Annotated in this window: 15 protein-coding genes and 1 tRNA gene; 7 read left to right on the top strand and 9 right to left on the bottom strand. The window is 65.5% G+C overall.

All coding sequences use genetic code 11. The features are described from left to right. Window positions 1-25 precede the first annotated feature (25 nt). Window positions 26-796, bottom strand: a complete 771-nt coding sequence (gene trmJ, locus CYJ07_RS14925) for a tRNA (cytosine(32)/uridine(32)-2'-O)-methyltransferase TrmJ (protein ID WP_104204504.1) — start codon at window positions 794-796, stop codon at window positions 26-28. Window positions 797-972: 176 nt separating this feature from the next. On the opposite strand from trmJ, the gene CYJ07_RS14930 reads away from it, so the two are divergent. Next, window positions 973-1,767, top strand: coding sequence for an inositol monophosphatase family protein (locus tag CYJ07_RS14930; RefSeq protein ID WP_104204505.1), 795 nt, complete (start codon window positions 973-975; stop codon window positions 1,765-1,767). A 117-nt stretch (window positions 1,768-1,884) separates the two neighbouring features. Here CYJ07_RS14930 and secF read toward each other — a convergent pair whose 3' ends face one another. The 5 genes from secF to queA form a co-directional block, all read right to left on the bottom strand. Next, a complete protein-coding gene (secF, locus tag CYJ07_RS14935; protein ID WP_104204506.1) occupies window positions 1,885-2,811 on the bottom strand; it encodes a protein translocase subunit SecF in 927 nt (308 codons plus the stop codon). A gap of 22 nt (window positions 2,812-2,833) precedes the next feature. Next, on the bottom strand, window positions 2,834-4,684 hold the full coding sequence (secD, locus tag CYJ07_RS14940; RefSeq protein WP_104204507.1) for a protein translocase subunit SecD: 1,851 nt from the start codon (window positions 4,682-4,684) through the stop codon (window positions 2,834-2,836). A 153-nt stretch (window positions 4,685-4,837) separates the two neighbouring features. Further along, complete coding sequence (yajC, locus tag CYJ07_RS14945) at window positions 4,838-5,167, bottom strand: preprotein translocase subunit YajC (protein ID WP_104204508.1); 330 nt, start codon at window positions 5,165-5,167, stop codon at window positions 4,838-4,840. Window positions 5,168-5,235: 68 nt separating this feature from the next. Beyond that, window positions 5,236-6,357: a tRNA guanosine(34) transglycosylase Tgt gene (gene tgt / locus CYJ07_RS14950; protein ID WP_479688553.1), complete on the bottom strand. Its 1,122-nt coding sequence runs from the start codon at window positions 6,355-6,357 to the stop codon at window positions 5,236-5,238. A gap of 56 nt (window positions 6,358-6,413) precedes the next feature. Then, the gene (gene queA / locus CYJ07_RS14955; protein ID WP_104204510.1) at window positions 6,414-7,454 is read right to left on the bottom strand and encodes a tRNA preQ1(34) S-adenosylmethionine ribosyltransferase-isomerase QueA; all 1,041 of its coding nucleotides are present in this window, start codon (window positions 7,452-7,454) and stop codon (window positions 6,414-6,416) included. 146 nt (window positions 7,455-7,600) lie between these two features. Between queA and CYJ07_RS14960 the strand changes: the two genes are divergently transcribed. Further along, window positions 7,601-7,687 (top strand) — tRNA-Leu (locus CYJ07_RS14960). A gap of 838 nt (window positions 7,688-8,525) precedes the next feature. Beyond that, window positions 8,526-9,176 carry a metallophosphoesterase gene (locus CYJ07_RS14965; protein ID WP_104204511.1) on the top strand — a complete coding sequence of 217 codons (651 nt, stop codon included), beginning with the start codon at window positions 8,526-8,528 and terminating at the stop codon, window positions 9,174-9,176. A 211-nt stretch (window positions 9,177-9,387) separates the two neighbouring features. On the opposite strand, the gene CYJ07_RS14970 is transcribed toward CYJ07_RS14965, so the two are convergent. Both CYJ07_RS14970 and CYJ07_RS20775 read right to left on the bottom strand, forming a co-directional pair. Further along, on the bottom strand, window positions 9,388-9,777 hold the full coding sequence (locus CYJ07_RS14970; protein WP_104204512.1) for a YkvA family protein: 390 nt from the start codon (window positions 9,775-9,777) through the stop codon (window positions 9,388-9,390). A gap of 163 nt (window positions 9,778-9,940) precedes the next feature. After that, the gene (locus CYJ07_RS20775; protein ID WP_269320551.1) at window positions 9,941-10,063 is read right to left on the bottom strand and encodes a hypothetical protein; all 123 of its coding nucleotides are present in this window, start codon (window positions 10,061-10,063) and stop codon (window positions 9,941-9,943) included. A gap of 194 nt (window positions 10,064-10,257) precedes the next feature. Here CYJ07_RS20775 and CYJ07_RS20345 point away from each other — a divergent pair, with 194 nt between their 5' ends. From CYJ07_RS20345 to CYJ07_RS14985, 4 genes are all read left to right on the top strand, one after another. After that, window positions 10,258-10,416 carry a hypothetical protein gene (locus CYJ07_RS20345; RefSeq protein WP_156085511.1) on the top strand — a complete coding sequence of 53 codons (159 nt, stop codon included), beginning with the start codon at window positions 10,258-10,260 and terminating at the stop codon, window positions 10,414-10,416. A gap of 133 nt (window positions 10,417-10,549) precedes the next feature. Further along, complete coding sequence (gene rnk / locus CYJ07_RS14975; RefSeq protein WP_104204513.1) at window positions 10,550-10,963, top strand: nucleoside diphosphate kinase regulator; 414 nt, start codon at window positions 10,550-10,552, stop codon at window positions 10,961-10,963. 69 nt (window positions 10,964-11,032) lie between these two features. Then, on the top strand, window positions 11,033-11,650 hold the full coding sequence (locus tag CYJ07_RS14980; protein ID WP_104204514.1) for a LysE family translocator: 618 nt from the start codon (window positions 11,033-11,035) through the stop codon (window positions 11,648-11,650). A gap of 78 nt (window positions 11,651-11,728) precedes the next feature. Then, the gene (locus CYJ07_RS14985) at window positions 11,729-12,964 is read left to right on the top strand and encodes an EAL domain-containing response regulator (RefSeq protein ID WP_197038382.1); all 1,236 of its coding nucleotides are present in this window, start codon (window positions 11,729-11,731) and stop codon (window positions 12,962-12,964) included. Here CYJ07_RS14985 and CYJ07_RS14990 read toward each other — a convergent pair. Continuing rightward, a complete protein-coding gene (locus CYJ07_RS14990) occupies window positions 12,904-14,556 on the bottom strand; it encodes an acyl-CoA dehydrogenase family protein (RefSeq protein WP_104204516.1) in 1,653 nt (550 codons plus the stop codon). The genes CYJ07_RS14985 and CYJ07_RS14990 overlap by 61 nt on opposite strands. Window positions 14,557-14,778 lie beyond the last annotated feature (222 nt).

The raw sequence follows: 14,778 nt of genomic DNA on the forward strand, positions 1-14,778 counted from the left end.
CATATGGGGGCGCGGCGGGTCGCGTTCAAGGCGTTCCCTCGTCCCGCTCGCTCCCCGGCGTGGCGCTACATTTCTCCGTGGCTGAAAGGATGCCGCGCAGAATATTGAGCTCCATGCGCTCGGGGCGGGCGCGCAGGGTGAAGCGGCGCAATCGAGCCATCAGCTGGCGCGGCTGCGTTGGGTCGTGAAAGCCGATGGCGATCAGGGTGCGCTCGAGATGAGCGAAGTAGTGCTCGAGCTCCCGGTGACTGGCCAACGGCTGGTGCGGCTCATCGTCCTGTGCGTCGACGTCGCTTCCGGCTTCGAGCCACGCCAGGCGGCATTCGTAGGCCAGCACCTGCACCGCGGCGGCCAGGTTGAGCGAGCTGAAGTCCGGGTTGGTGGGGATGTGCACGTGAGCGTGGCAGCGCTGCAGCTCGGCGTTGGAGAGACCGCTGTCCTCGCGGCCGAAGACCAAGGCGACTCGCGCCTCGGCGTCGGCCAGCTCGAGCGGCAGGCGGCTGCCCAGCTCGCGCGGCGCGATCATCGGCCACGGCAGGGTGCGCGAGCGGGCGCTGGCGCCCACCGCCAGGGTGCAGTCGGCGATGGCCTCCACCAGGCTCCCGACCACCCGGGCGGCATGCACGATATGATCGGCGCCTGATGCCCGCGAGATGCTGTCGCTGGTCAGCGGTTCGCAGCGCGGCGCGACCAGAGCCAGGTCAGACAACCCCATATTGTGCATGGCGCGAGCGGTGGCGCCGATATTGCCGGGATGGCTGGTGCCGATCAGCACGATGCGAATACGGTCGAGCATGCGGGGCGGCCTCGCGGATTTCCGTCGTGTCCATGGGAAAGGGCGAGTCTACCACGGCACCCCGACGATGGCGCAGGGGGCGCGACTCTGCTAGGATGCGCGCCGACACGTTCGACCCCACTCCATCGTTCGAACTAGCCTGTTCTTTAACATCACCGACGCTCCAAGGCCCGATCATGCATCCGATGGTCCAATTTGCGCTGCGCGCCACGCGCAGCGCCGCCGAACAGTTCTTGCGCATTCGTGAGCGCATCGAAAACGCACACGAAGAACACAATCTCGAGCGTCTGCTCGAAGATACCGCGCGTAACGCCGAGACGCTGATCGTGCGTCAGCTCAGCCGTGGCTACCCTCAGCACGGTGTCATTGGCCGTTTCACCCCGCACCGCGCCGGCGAAGGCGAAGGGCGGGACATCGAATGGCGGATCGAGCCCTTCCACGGCTACTCCAGTCTGGGGGTGGCCGGCAGCGGCTGCGCCCTGTCGGTGGTCTGCCTGGTGAAGGGTCGCCCGGAGCATGCGGTGGTGATCTGCCCCTTCAGCGACGACGAATACCTGGCCAGCCGCGGCCGCGGCGCCCAGCACAACGGCAAGCGCATCCGCGTATCCAAGACGACCGCCATCCCCGGCACGCGCGTGGCCATGGGATTGCCCGAGAGCGGTTACCGTACGCGCCTGCTGCCAGCCTACCTGACCCTGATCCAGCAGCTCGGCCCGCAGATCGAGGCCCAATTGGCCACCGGTAGCGGCCTGCTCGATCTGGCCGAACTCGCCGCGGGCCGGGCGGATGCCGCTTTCGTGCTGGGTCTCGAAGAGCAGGATCGCCTGGTCGGAAGCCTGCTGCTCAAGGAGGCCGGGGCGCTGCTGGGAACGCCGGACGGCCAGCCCTCGGTGGAAACCGAAGGCCAGTTGATGGCCGCAGGTCCGCGCCTGTTCAAGGCGCTGGTGCAGCAGCTCAAGCCTCATTTCTGAGCGAAAGCCTAGACCCGAAACAAGACCGCCCCCGCAGCAGCGCTGCGGGGGCGGTCTTGCTTTGCAAATCCAGAAGAAAGGAAAGGCTCCAGAGCGCATCAAGTTACGATGCTCTCCTCAGGGCAGCTGCTCCTCCTCTTCATCCGCCTCCTTCTTCGGCGGGATCAGGTCCTTGCGCTCCAGCTTGACGGTGAGCAGCAGGGCGGCCGCCACGTAGATGGAGGAGAAGGTACCCACCACGATGCCGACGATCAGGGCGATGGAGAAGTAATGGATCATGTCGCCGCCGAGCACCAGTAGCGCCAGCAGCACCAGCAGCGTGGTGCCGGAGGTCGCCAGCGTGCGCGACAGGGTCAGATTAATGGCTTCGTTGAAGATCGCCGGCATGTCCTCGATGCGCGAGGTGCGGATGGTTTCGCGGATGCGATCGTAGACGACGATGGTGTCGTTAAGCGAGTAGCCGATCACGGCCAGCAGCGCGGCCAGCACCGTCAGGTCGAACTCCAGCTGGAACAGCGAGAATATGCCGACCACGACGATCACGTCGTGTATCAGCGCCAGCAGGGCGCCGATGGCGAACTTGTACTGGAAGCGAAAGGCGACGTAGAGCATCACCACGCCCAGTGCCACCAGCAGGCCCAGGCCACTCTGGTCGCGCAATTGCTCGCCGACTTGGGCGCCGACGAACTCGGCGCGCACCAGCTCGACCGCGTCGCCCTCGGCGCGCAGCAGCTCGACCACGCGGTCGCCCACCTCGGCGTCGAAGGCCTGCTGCAGGCGAATCAGCACCTCGTTGGAGGCACCGAAGGTCTGTACCGAGACGTCACGGAACTCGGCGGCTTCCAGGGTCTGACGTACCGCGTCCAGAGAGGGCGCGACGCCATAGCGGACCTCGACCAGTGTGCCGCCGGTGAAGTCCAGTCCCAGGTTGAGCTGCTGGAACAACAGCGAAGCGATCGACAGCAGGATCAGCAGGCCGGAGAGCGCAAAGGCGATCCGGCGCTTGCCCATGAAGTCGATCTGACGGATGACGAGGGTCTTCATAACCACCTCAAGTTGGTGAGCCTTAGATCCAGAGCTTCTTGACCGGTTTGCCGCCGTAGCTGAGGTTCACCATCGCGCGGGTCACCATCAGGGCGGTGAACAGCGAGGTGAGGATCCCCAGCGACAGGGTCACGGCAAAGCCCTTGACCGGACCGGTGCCGATCGAGAACAGAATGACCGCCACCAGCAGGGTGGTGATATTGGCGTCGACGATGGAACTGAAGGCGCGCTCGTAGCCGGCATGGATCGCTTGCTGGACCGAGAGACCACCGCGCAGCTCCTCGCGTATGCGCTCGAAGATCAGCACGTTGGCATCCACCGCCATGCCCAGCGTCAGCACGATGCCGGCGATGCCGGGCAGCGTCAGGGTGGCGCCGAGCAGCGACATGGCGGCCACCAGCAGGGTCAGGTTCAGTGCCAGGGCGACGTTGGCGAAGATGCCGAACACCTTGTAGCGGATCAGCATGAACAGCACCACGAGCAGCAGGCCGATCTGTACCGACAGGATGCCGCGCTCGATGTTCTCGGCACCGAGGCTTGGGCCGATGGTGCGCTCCTGTACGAAGTAGATCGGTGCGGCCAGCGAGCCGGAGCGCAGCAGCAGGGCGAGATCGGCCGCCTCGGTGGGCGAGTCGAGTCCGGTGATGCGGAAGCTGTTGCCCAGCGCGCTCTGGATAGTGGCCAGGCTGATGATGCCGCGCTCGGTGTAAGGCTCGCGCACGATGACCGGCTCGCCGTCTTCCATCACCGTACGGTCGCGGGTCTTGTGCTCGATGAACAGCACCGCCATGTTGCGGCCGATGTTGGTGCGCGTGGCGCGGTTCATCAGTGTGCCGCCGGTGCCGTCCAGGTTGATGTTGACCTGGGGGCGGCCGTTCTCGTCGAAGCTGCGGCTGGCGCTGGAAACGCTGTCGCCGGTAATGATCACGTCGCGCATCAGGTCGGCGGTGCGCGAGGGGGTGTTACGGAAGCTGAATGTCTCGGTCTCGGCATCCGGCGTGTCGGGGCGCGCCTCGAGGCGGAATTCCAGGTTGGCGGTGGCGCCCACCACGCGCTTGGCGGCCACGGTGTCCTGCACGCCGGGTAGCTCGACCACGATGCGATCCGGCCCCTGACGCTGCACCAGCGGCTCGGCCACGCCCAGCTCGTTGACCCTGTTGCGCAGGGTGGTCAGGTTCTGGTTGATGGCGTAGTCCTGGATCTCGTTCACCGTCTGCTCGGTCAGCGTCATGACCAGCAGCGCGGCGCGGCCCTGCTGCTCGCTGGCGTACTCGAAGCCGGGGAACTCGCGGCTGATCAGCCGGCGTGCGGCATCGCGATCCTCTTCGCTGCCGAAGGCGATGGAGAGCGTACGATCCTCGATCTCGGTGCCGCGATAGCGGATGCGCTCGCTGCGCAGCTGTTCGCGGATGGCGCTGGCGTTGACCTCGAGGCGCTGGGTCAGTGCCGCTTCCATGTCGACTTCGAGCAGAAAGTGCACGCCGCCGCGCAGGTCCAGGCCCAGGGTCATGGGCGAGGCGGAGAGCCCCTGCAGCCAGTCGGGGGTGGATTCGGCGAGATTGAGCGCGACCACGTAGTCGTCGCCGAGCTGTTCGGCCGCCAGGTCGCGGGTGCGCAGCTGATGATCGGGATCGTCGAGGCGGATCAGGACGCGAGTCTCGTCGCGTTCGATGGCCTTGATCTCGATATCGGCGTCGCGCAGGGTCTGCTGGAGACGGTCGAGTTGCGCGTCATCGATGGTGGAATCGCCCTGAGCGCTGCTGATCTGTACCGCCGGGTCCTCGGGAAAGAGGTTGGGCAATGAATAGACCAGACCGACGAACAGCACGATGAGTATCAGCAGATACTTCCACAAGGGGTAACGGTTGAGCATGGGAGCCCTGCCCTAGGTTGCGTGAGAAGGCTACGGGACGGCAGCGCGGCCGCATGCCCGAGCCCTTGGCAGGGCGAGGCATCCGGCCGCTGAACGGCCCTCGCCGTCACCCGACCCCGGTGGGGCCGTCGGCAAGGGCGAGGGACGTCGACGTCAGATGGACTTGATGGTGCCCTTGGGCAGCACGTTGGCCACGGCGTTCTTCTGCACGTTGACCTCGGTATTCTCGGCGATTTCCAGGGTGAGGAACTCATCGCCCACCTTGGTCACACGGCCCACCAGGCCGCCGCCGATCACTACTTCGTCGCCCTTGGATATGCCGCCGACCAGCTCACGATGCTGCTTGGCCCGCTTGGCCTGAGGGCGCCACAGCAGGAAGTAGAAGATCAGAACGAAGCCGACCAGCATGACGATCTGGGCGATGCCGCCGCCCGCGGCGCCCGCGTCCTGGGCCATGGCCGGAGAGATAAAGAAATCCAGCATGAGGGGAGTGTCTCCTGAAGGTAAGTTGGGTCGCGAATGAGAGTTCGTCGATCGGCGCCGCCGATCGGTCAAGAATCCGGGGCGTCAGGTACCGGCAGCCCCCGCTGCGCATAGTAGCCTTCCACGAAGTCAGCCAATGTACCCGCTTCGATGGCACCGCGCAAACCGGCCATCAGCCGCTGATAATAGCGCAAGTTGTGGATCGTATTGAGCATTGAGCCGAGCATTTCGCCGCAACGATCCAGGTGGTGCAGATACCCTCGCGAGAAGTGCCGGCAGGTGTAGCAGTCGCAATTCTCCTCCAGCGGCCGGGTGTCGTGGCGATGCTTGGCGTTGCGGATCTTTATCGTGCCTTCGGCAGTGAAAAGATGGCCGTTTCGTGCATTGCGGGTGGGCATCACGCAGTCGAACATGTCGACGCCGCGGCGCACGCCCTCCACCAGGTCCTCGGGCTTGCCCACGCCCATCAGGTAGCGCGGGGTATCCTCGGGCATCCACCGTGGCAGGTAGTCGAGCACGCGGATCATCTCTTCCTTGGGCTCCCCCACCGAGAGGCCGCCGATGGCCAGGCCGTCGAAGCCGATCTCGAGCAGACCCTCCAGCGAGCGCCGGCGCAGTTCCGGGTACATGCCGCCCTGGATGATGCCGAACAGCGCCGAGGGGGAGCTGCCGTGGGCATCGCGGGAGCGCTTGGCCCAGCGCAGCGAGCGCTCCATGGAGAGCTCGGCCTCCTTCTCGGTAGCCGGGTAGGGCGTGCACTCGTCGAAGATCATCACCACGTCCGAGCCCAGCGAGCGCTGCACCGCCATCGACTCCTCCGGGCCCATGAACACCTTCGCGCCATCCACCGGCGAGCGGAAGTGCACCCCCTCCTCGGTGATTTTGCGCATCTCGCCCAGCGAGAAGACCTGGAAGCCACCGGAGTCGGTGAGGATCGGCTTGTGCCACTGGGAGAAGTCGTGCAGGTCGCCGTGGGCCTCGATCACCTCGGTGCCGGGGCGCAGCCACAGGTGGAAGGTATTGCCGAGGATGATCTCGGCGCCGATCTCCTCCACCGAGGCGGGCGTCATGCCCTTGACCGTGCCGTAGGTACCCACCGGCATGAACGCCGGCGTCTCGACCGTGCCGCGGGGGAAGGTGAGGCGACCGCGGCGGGCTCGGCCGTCGCAGGCCAGCCGCTCGAAGGACATGAAGCATTCGTTACGCATGGATATCTCGATATCAGAACAAGACGTGCTGAGCGCGCTCAGGCCGTCTTGCGGCTAAGAAACATGGCGTCGCCATAGCTGAAGAAGGCGTAGCGTTCGGCCACGGCGTCGCGATAGGCCGCCATGGTGGTCTCATACCCGGCGAAGGAGGAGACCAGCATCAAAAGGGTCGACTCGGGGAGGTGGAAGTTGGTGATCAACGCATCCACGCAGCGCCACGCATAGCCGGGATAGATGAAGATATCGGTCTCGCCGCTGAACTGGGCGATCTCGCCGTCTTCGCTCGCCGCACAGGCGCTCTCCAGGCAGCGCACGCTGGTGGTGCCCACGGCGATGACACGCCTGCCGCGGGCCTGGGCCATACGCACTTGTTCGCAAGCCGTCTCGTTCACCTCGATCCACTCGCTGTGCATCTTGTGCTCGCGGATGTCGTCGGCGCGCACCGGCTGGAAGGTGCCGGCGCCCACATGCAGGGTGACGAAGGCGCTTTCGACGCCTTTCGCCGCCAGGCGTTCCAGCAGCGGCTCATCGAAGTGAAGCCCCGCCGTGGGTGCGGCCACGGCGCCGTCGCGACGGGCGTAGACGGTCTGGTAGCGGTCGCGGTCGCCGAGCTCGTCGGCACGATCGATATAGGGCGGCAGCGGCATGTGCCCGTGGCGCTCAAGTAGTTCGATCAGCGGCGTTTCGCCGAGAAAGCGCAGCTCGAACAGCGCCTCGCGTCGGCCCTCGACCACGGCGCGCACGTCGCCTTCGAGGATCAACTCGGTGCCCGGCTTGGGCGACTTGCTGGAACGGATGTGGGCCAGGCCGCGATGGGCGTCCAGCGGGCGCTCCAGCAGCATCTCCACCTTGCCGCCGCTGGCCTTGTGGCCGTGCAGCCGTGCCGGGATCACACGGGTGTCGTTGAACACCAGCAGGTCGCCGGGTTCGAGCAGCTCCACCAGGTCGGTGAAGCGGCGATGGATGCGCTCGCCGGTCTCGCCGCTCACGCATAGCAGCCGGCAGTCGCTGCGTCGTTCGGACGGATAGCGGGCGATCAGCTCCTCGGGGAGCTCATAGTGGAAGTCGGCACGCTGCATGCAGGTCGGTCCGCTGAGGATCGTGGAATGGGTTCGCTCGTGGCTGCCGGGCAACCCGAAACAGCCGGCAAGGATACCCAAAATCGTCCCTCGCGTCAGGCCTGCCGATTGACCTGTCGCACCGGCCACGTATAATGCTCGGCGCTGCCGGCGTGGCGGAATTGGTAGACGCAGCGGATTCAAAATCCGCCGCACGCAAGTGCTTGTCGGTTCGAGTCCGACCGCCGGTACCACATCCAACCAATAAGTTGACGGTCCTTCCGCTTCCTTTTTCCTCCCTTTCTCCAGTGATTGGTCGCAGTCGGTCGTATCTGGCCGAGGCAACCGGATGGCGATCGCATTCAGTCCAGCGTCGAATATGTGCGCGTAGCTATGCCGCAGGTCGTGAAAGTGCAGGTCGGTGAAGTAGTGACTCGCTTGTCCTAGTCGCAACTGTCCGAAATGGCCAGCAGCAGCTGCCAAAGCTCGTCGGAGGTCAGGTAAACGTGCCGCGTTCTTCGGCCACCGCTTCTGACCTTGTCGACCCGAGGCTGGTCGATCCAGTCGCACTCCCCGATAGGCCAGGTTGAGCACTCGCTTGAACACCTGCAGCTGGTTGTTGATTGTGCTCTACGTTCTTCCCTGGAGGCGTAGGTCCTTGCCCATTTGTCTCGCCTTGTCGACGCTCGGCGAGCGGAAGCACCAGGTGAGGTTGTCGGTCAGCCAATTGCGCAGCGCATTGAAAAGAAGTTCCACTTCGGCTGCAGAGCCTGGATGAGGACCACGAAGAATACCGTGACCAGGGCTGAGATGGCATGAAGCCGATCGACATCGGAAACGCGACCCTTAGCGTGCTGGCGGGCACGCCGAAATCCGCCGACCGGTGTCTACTTTGATGTAGTTAGCCACGCCCATGTCAATACCGCCGCCCAGCAGGACGAGATACTCGGCCGGGGCGCGTCTTCGGCCTGGCTGCGAGAGAGGCTCGGCTTAGAGAGCCTGGTCATCTGGCTGTGGGTGCTGGCGTCGCCCAGGCTTTCGACGAGGAGAGCGTCGGTTCGCATTAAGGGAGCGCAACCAGGAGCTGGAGCTATGAACCGGTTGGAAAAGCATGAGGCAAACAACAAGGGTCGTGATTTCTTCGTCGGGGACATCCATGGGCAGTTCGATTTGCTAATGCATGCCATGCGCAGCGTCGACTTCGACAAGAAGGTCGACCGTTTGTTCTGCGTAGGTGATCTGATCGATCGTGGCGCCGACAGCTTCAAGTGTCTCTCGCTGGCATTCGAACCTTGGTTCTACGGCGTGCGCGGGAACCACGAAATGTTGGCCCATGACGCATTTCGGGATACCGGCAAGGCCTGGGATCTTTGGCAAATGAATGGCGGCAGTTGGGTATATCTGGAAGAAGCACAGGAGGTACGCATCATCCTCGGCGAAGCCCTGCGCTACCTGCCTCATGCTCGCCAGGTTGAAGTGGCCGGCAAGCAGATCGGCATGGTTCACGCCGAGCCGCCCGCCGATTGGGCGGACATTGAAATTGTCGATAGTCGGCAACTTGTCTGGAGCCGTACCCGCATCAGCCGTATGGAAACAACACCGGTCGCCAACATCGATGCCGTAGTGGTGGGCCACACCATTCTTGACGAGCCAACCACACTCGGCAACGTCCACTACATCGACACCGGGGCATTCACCACGGGCCGTCTAACCATAATTGAGGCCATCAAGGTGGCGTCTTGAGCTGGCGCGAGCCGGCCACCGCCGGCAAGCCGAGGCGAAAGCGAGCTCAATCAGGACGGCACCCTGCGTAAGCGACCTGTGGACTGGGTGGATAGTGAAGTCGCGAACGCCGCGCCGTTCGAGTCCGACCGCCGTTACCATCGGAAAAAGTCGCTCATGAGCGACTTTTTGCGTTTACGGCTTTGTCTTCCCGAGCATGGTCAGTCGGGCATTACCCGAACCACCTGGCCAAGGTAGCCTTGGCTTTCTCTCGGTGCTTGTCGTTGATCTTGGCCGCGACGATAACGAGTGCGCCGGCCAGGATGCTCATGTCGTCGGTATAGCCGAGCAGGGGAGTCAGGTCGGGGATGGCGTCGATGGGCGAGATGAAGTAGCCAAGCGCGCCATAGATGGCGGTTTTGGCCCATAGCGGAGTGCTGGGATCCTGGGCCGAATAGTACATCTTCAGCGCGGGCTCGAGGGTCTTCTTCCCCGCCTTGCGGGCGCTGTCGCCAACCTTGTCCCAGAAGCCCTCTTCCGAGTAGTGCGCCACGTTCTCCTCGAGGGTGCCCTCGAGGACGACCGGCTCACCGTCGTCACGGTAGGTGTCGTGTGTCTTCATGCCAGACCCTGTGAATTCATTACCTGGCGGTTTGACAGCATGGCTTGTCGGCGCGTTCCTCGCGGCTCGAAGCACTGCACCGAAGCGATCCGTGGCATGAGCCTGTGCCACGGGCCGACAGTGCGGTCAACGTGAGGACGCCCACTCTGGCCGGGCAGTCAGTTCAGGGGCCCGAGCCGTTGAGCTTGGCGCAGGCCTGACGCGCTTCCTCCTCGGCGTGGTCGGTCTCCTTGTCCTCGCGGAAGGTGAAGTCCCCTTCGTTGGCTTCCAGGTAGCGATAGCGCATGACAACCTCCCATTGTGGCGGATCCAGTCCCTTGGCTCTGTACGGGCCATTCTGAACGTAGGCCATGGTGGCAGCGCCGAACCAGCCGCAGCGAAGCGGTGGCAAGAGATCGCGCGGGGTTATCCCCCGCTTCCCTTGATATGACGCCACGCGTGACGGCATGCTGAACGATAAAATCGAGATGAGGTGGCGATATGGGTGTGAAGCGGTTCGCTTGGGCGCTCGGTGCCCTGGGTGCGGTGCTGGCGCTGTTCGGCTGGCAGATGCAGAGTCCGGGGGCCTTCGTCGGCATTGTGCTGATCGCGTTGGCCGGTGTGCTGCTGGTGACATCGAGGCGTCGCCCGAAAGGCTAGGAGGCGCCAGGCGGACCTGACATTCCCCCGCGTTGGGCTTATCATTTCATTTCGGCAGTCCTTCTCCCCAAGGCGGGCGAAGGGCTGTTTTCGTTGCATGCCGCACACGTTCGAGGCGGTGCCAGGAGGTCATATGTCGTCCCGTCCCCCCATTATCATCAACCGCCTGGATGCCGAGAGGCTGCAGCGGCTCATCGACCAGGCGAACGAGAAGGATCGCTGTGTTGCCGATTGCCTCGAGGAGGAGCTCGAGCGGGGCGAGGTGGTCGACCCGGAGGAGGTCCCGGCGGACGTGGTCAGCATGAACAGCCAGGTGCAGTTCACCGACTTGACGCGCAACCGCCAGATGACTCGCACCCTGGTCTACCCGCATTCACTGCCCAACACCGAGGATGGGCTGTCGGTGATGGCGCCGATCGGTGCCGGCCTGATCGGCCTGCGCATCGGTGACGAGATCGACTGGCCGCTGCCCGGCGGGGGCGAGGCGCACCTGCGCATCGACGCCATCCTGTGGCAGCCGGAGCGTGAAGGACAATTCCACCGTTAGCATCCTGGCGTCGGATGCGGTGCCCTGAGATGGCTTTGAGCAGAACAAGAACGAGAAGGGGAAGTCGCCATGCCGCTTTCATTATGGATGTCGCTGGTGGCCGTCTGCGCCATGGGAGCGATGTCGCCGGGACCCAGCCTGGCCCTGGTGCTGCGCCATACCCTGGGCGGCGGGCGGGCACCCGGCATCGTGGCGGCACTGTCCCACGCCTTTGGCGTGGGAGTCTACGCCTTGCTGACGGTGCTGGGGCTGGGGGCGCTGATCGTGCGCTTCCCTACGTTGTTCCAGGTCATTACCTGGGGTGGGGCGGCCTACCTGGCCTGGCTCGGCATCAAGGCGCTGCGCGCCGGTCGAGCAGCGGCGCTGGAGGCGACCGCGGCGACCACCACCCGCCGCCAGGCGGCCCGCGAGGGAATGCTGGTGGCACTGGGCAACCCCAAGCTGATTCTGTTCTTCATCGCCCTGCTCAGTCAGTTTGTCACGCCGGAGATGAGCCTGGCCGCCAAGGCGATCATTGTCGCCACGGCGATGATCATCGATGGCGGCTGGTACGTACTGGTGGCAGTGTCGCTGACCCACTCGCGAATACTGCCGTGGTTGCAGGCGCGCGCCCACTGGCTGCATCGCATCACCGGGGTGATGCTGCTGGCAATTGCGCTGCGCGTGGTGGCCGGCGCCCTCGGCTGAGCGACTAGCGTTGAGACCCCATCCGATGTCTCGTCAGGGATGATGATAGCCTCGGGATACTTCGAGAGCGTGGCCCTGATGAACCTGATTAACGACGATAACGATGAGCGGGCGCTGGCGATGGTGCTCGATGAGGATCCCGATGTCGTGGCGATCCTCTCGCTGCAGCTGCACGTGCTGGGCATGGAGAGTCGCTGCTACCGACGCGCGGACGAATTGCTGGACGAACTCGATGAATGCGCCCCCCAACTAGTCATCATGGGTCTGGAGTTCGGCGACCCCGACGGCATCGCCCTGCTGCGGCTGCTGGCTGAGCAGCGCTATGCCGGTTGGGTACTGCTGCTGGGCGGCGTCGAGCGCAAGATTTCACGCATTGCCGAGCGGGTCGGCCACACCCTGGGGCTCCAGATGCTCGGCTCGCTGGACAAGCCGATGCGCCTGGCCGAGCTGCGCCAGCGGCTGGAGCGGCTGCACCCCGGTCGCAAGCCGGCCATCGTACCCGAGGATGAGCCCTTCTTCTCTGCCGAGGAGATCGAGCGCGCGCTCGGCCGGGACGAGCTCACCGTGCACTACCAGCCCCAGTTCGAGCTGGCGACGGGGCGGCTCAGTGGCGTCGAGGCGCTGGTGCGCTGGGTGCATCCCGAGATCGGCCTGATCGGGCCGGCGAGCTTCTTGCCCATGCTGACCGCGGGGCAGAGCCGACGCTTGACCTGCCACGTGCTGGCATGCGCGCTGGCCGACGCCGAGCGCTGGCGCCAGCAGGGCGTGCTGCTGTCGCTGTCGGTCAACGTCACCGCCGACGACCTGATGGAATCCCAACTGACGGCGCTGATTCGCCACCGCTTGCCGGCGGAATCACCGCTGGTGATACTCGAGATCACCGAGACGGCGGCCATGGACGACGAGCTGCTGGGCTCGGAGATTGCCGCTCGGCTGCACCTGAGCGGTATGGAGGTCGCCGTCGACGATTTCGGCGTCGGCTTCTCGTCGCTATCGCGGCTGCAGATGCTGCCCATCAGCGAACTCAAGATTGACCGCAGCTTTGTTCGCCACCTGCAGCAGGACACACAGGACGCGGCGATCGTCGAGGCGATTGCGCTGCTCGGCCGACGCCTCGGTATCCGCGTGGTGGCCGAAGGGGTCGAGGAACTCGACTGCCTGCCCACGCTGACCCGCTTCGGCTGCACCCACGTGCAGGGGTTCGGCCTGTCGCGGCCGGTACCCGCCGATGAGATCGTGGCGTTGGCCGCGGATCAGTCGCCGATCCGCGAGAGAATCGCCGCCAGCGGCGCGCCGGTCGGCAGCACCCCGTAGGCCGGGCTCGCCTCCACGCCGAGGCGTGAACGGCAAAAGGTCTCGGCCACTTCGTTCGGCGTATGGCGCAGCAGCAGCGATGCCTGAAGGCACTGGGCGAGCCGCTGCGCCAGCCAGCGGGCGCGCGGCTCGAGCGCTTCGCTGGGCTGGGCCAGGTCGTGCTCCATGGCGGCCAGCGCCAGGTCCAGTTCCTGCTGCTGGCCGCGCCCGGCCGTCAGTTCGTCGCGCAGGGCGGCGATCGACTCGGGATGTCGGGCGAGTACCCGCAGCAGGTCCAGGCAGATCACGTTGCCCGACCCTTCCCAGATCGAATTCACCGGCGCCTCGCGATAGAGCCGCGCGAGCGGCGTCTCCTCCACGTAGCCGATTCCGCCCAGGCACTCCATGGCCTCGGCCATGAAGCCGGGCCCGCGCTTGTTGTGCCAGTACTTGGTCAGCGTGGGCAGCACCCGCGCCAACGCGGTCTCGTGCGCATCGCCCCGGGCAGCGCCGTCGAAGGCGCGGGCGGCGCGCAGCGACAGCGCCACGCCGGCTTCCACCTCCAACGCCAGATCGGCGATCACCGCCCGCATCAGCGGTTGCTCGGCGAGCAGACGGCCGAATGCCTGGCGCTGACGCACGTGGCGCCAGGCCTCGGCCAGCGCCTGGCGCATCATGCCCACCGGCGCGGTGGCGGCATCCAGGCGTGTCTGCTGCACCATGTCGATGATGGTGGCCACGCCGCGGCCGGGCTCGCCGATCGCGAAGGCCCAGGCGCCGCGGTACTCGATTTCGGCCGAGGCATTGGCGCGGTTGCCGCACTTGTCCTTCAGCCGCTGGATCTCGATCGCGTTGCGCTCGCCTTCAGGCGTAAAGCGCGGCGCCAGGAAGCACGTGAGGCCGTCGTCGGTCTGGGCCAGGGTAAGAAAGGCGTCTGACATAGGCGCGCTGCAGAACCACTTGTGGCCCGTGAGCCGCCAGCCGTCGCCGTCACGCTCGGCGCGGGTGGTATTGCGGCGCACGTCGCTGCCGCCCTGCTTTTCGGTCATCGCCATGCCGAAGGTGAGCCCGCGCTTCTCGACCGGCGGCAGCGCGCGGGGGTCGTAGACGTCGGCCAGCAGGCCCGGGGCCCAGGCGGCTTCTATCCTCGGGCTGCGGCGCAGTACCGGCATGGCGGCGTGGGTCATGGTCAACGGGCAGCAAAAGCCGGGCTCGGCCTGGGTCATGAGATACAGCGCGGCGATATGCGCCTGGTGCCCGCCGCGTCCCTCCTCCCGCCAAGCCACGGCGTGCCAGCCGCCCTCCAGCGCCAGGCGCATCAGTTCGTGGTAGGCGGGGTGGTAGCGCACTTCGTCCAGCCGCCGGCCATGGCGATCGAACAGGCGCAGCTCCGGTGGATGACGGTTGGCCGCCTCGCCCAGCTCCTGCACGCGCACGCTGCCCATCTCGCGGCCCAACGGCGCCAGGCGTTCGGCCACCCAAGCGGGGGCGTCGCGCTCCAGTGCCTCGCGCAGCGGTAGGTCGTCGGCCATCAGGTCCCGGTCACAGAACGGCTCGGGCTGGTTGGTCACCTCGTGGGTGGCCAGGCGGTGGCGTGGCTGAGTATCGCGCATGGCACGGTTCCTCTTGTTTAGTGTCCCGCGAGATGGGATTTTCGAAGCATGGCCAGCCGCGGCCTGGGGGTCAACGCATGCCGAGCGTGACGATTCCCCATCTTCTCGGTAGGCTTGAAGCAAGGAGTGGTAGGCAGGGCCTGGCCGGGTCGGCTCGTGTGAGCCCATGGGTGGGATGGGCTGCGTGCGAGGCGTGGCGTGTGACGGAAGACAGCGAGGCAG

This window comes from Billgrantia saliphila (genome assembly GCF_002930105.1).
Taxonomy (GTDB): domain Bacteria; phylum Pseudomonadota; class Gammaproteobacteria; order Pseudomonadales; family Halomonadaceae; genus Halomonas; species Halomonas saliphila.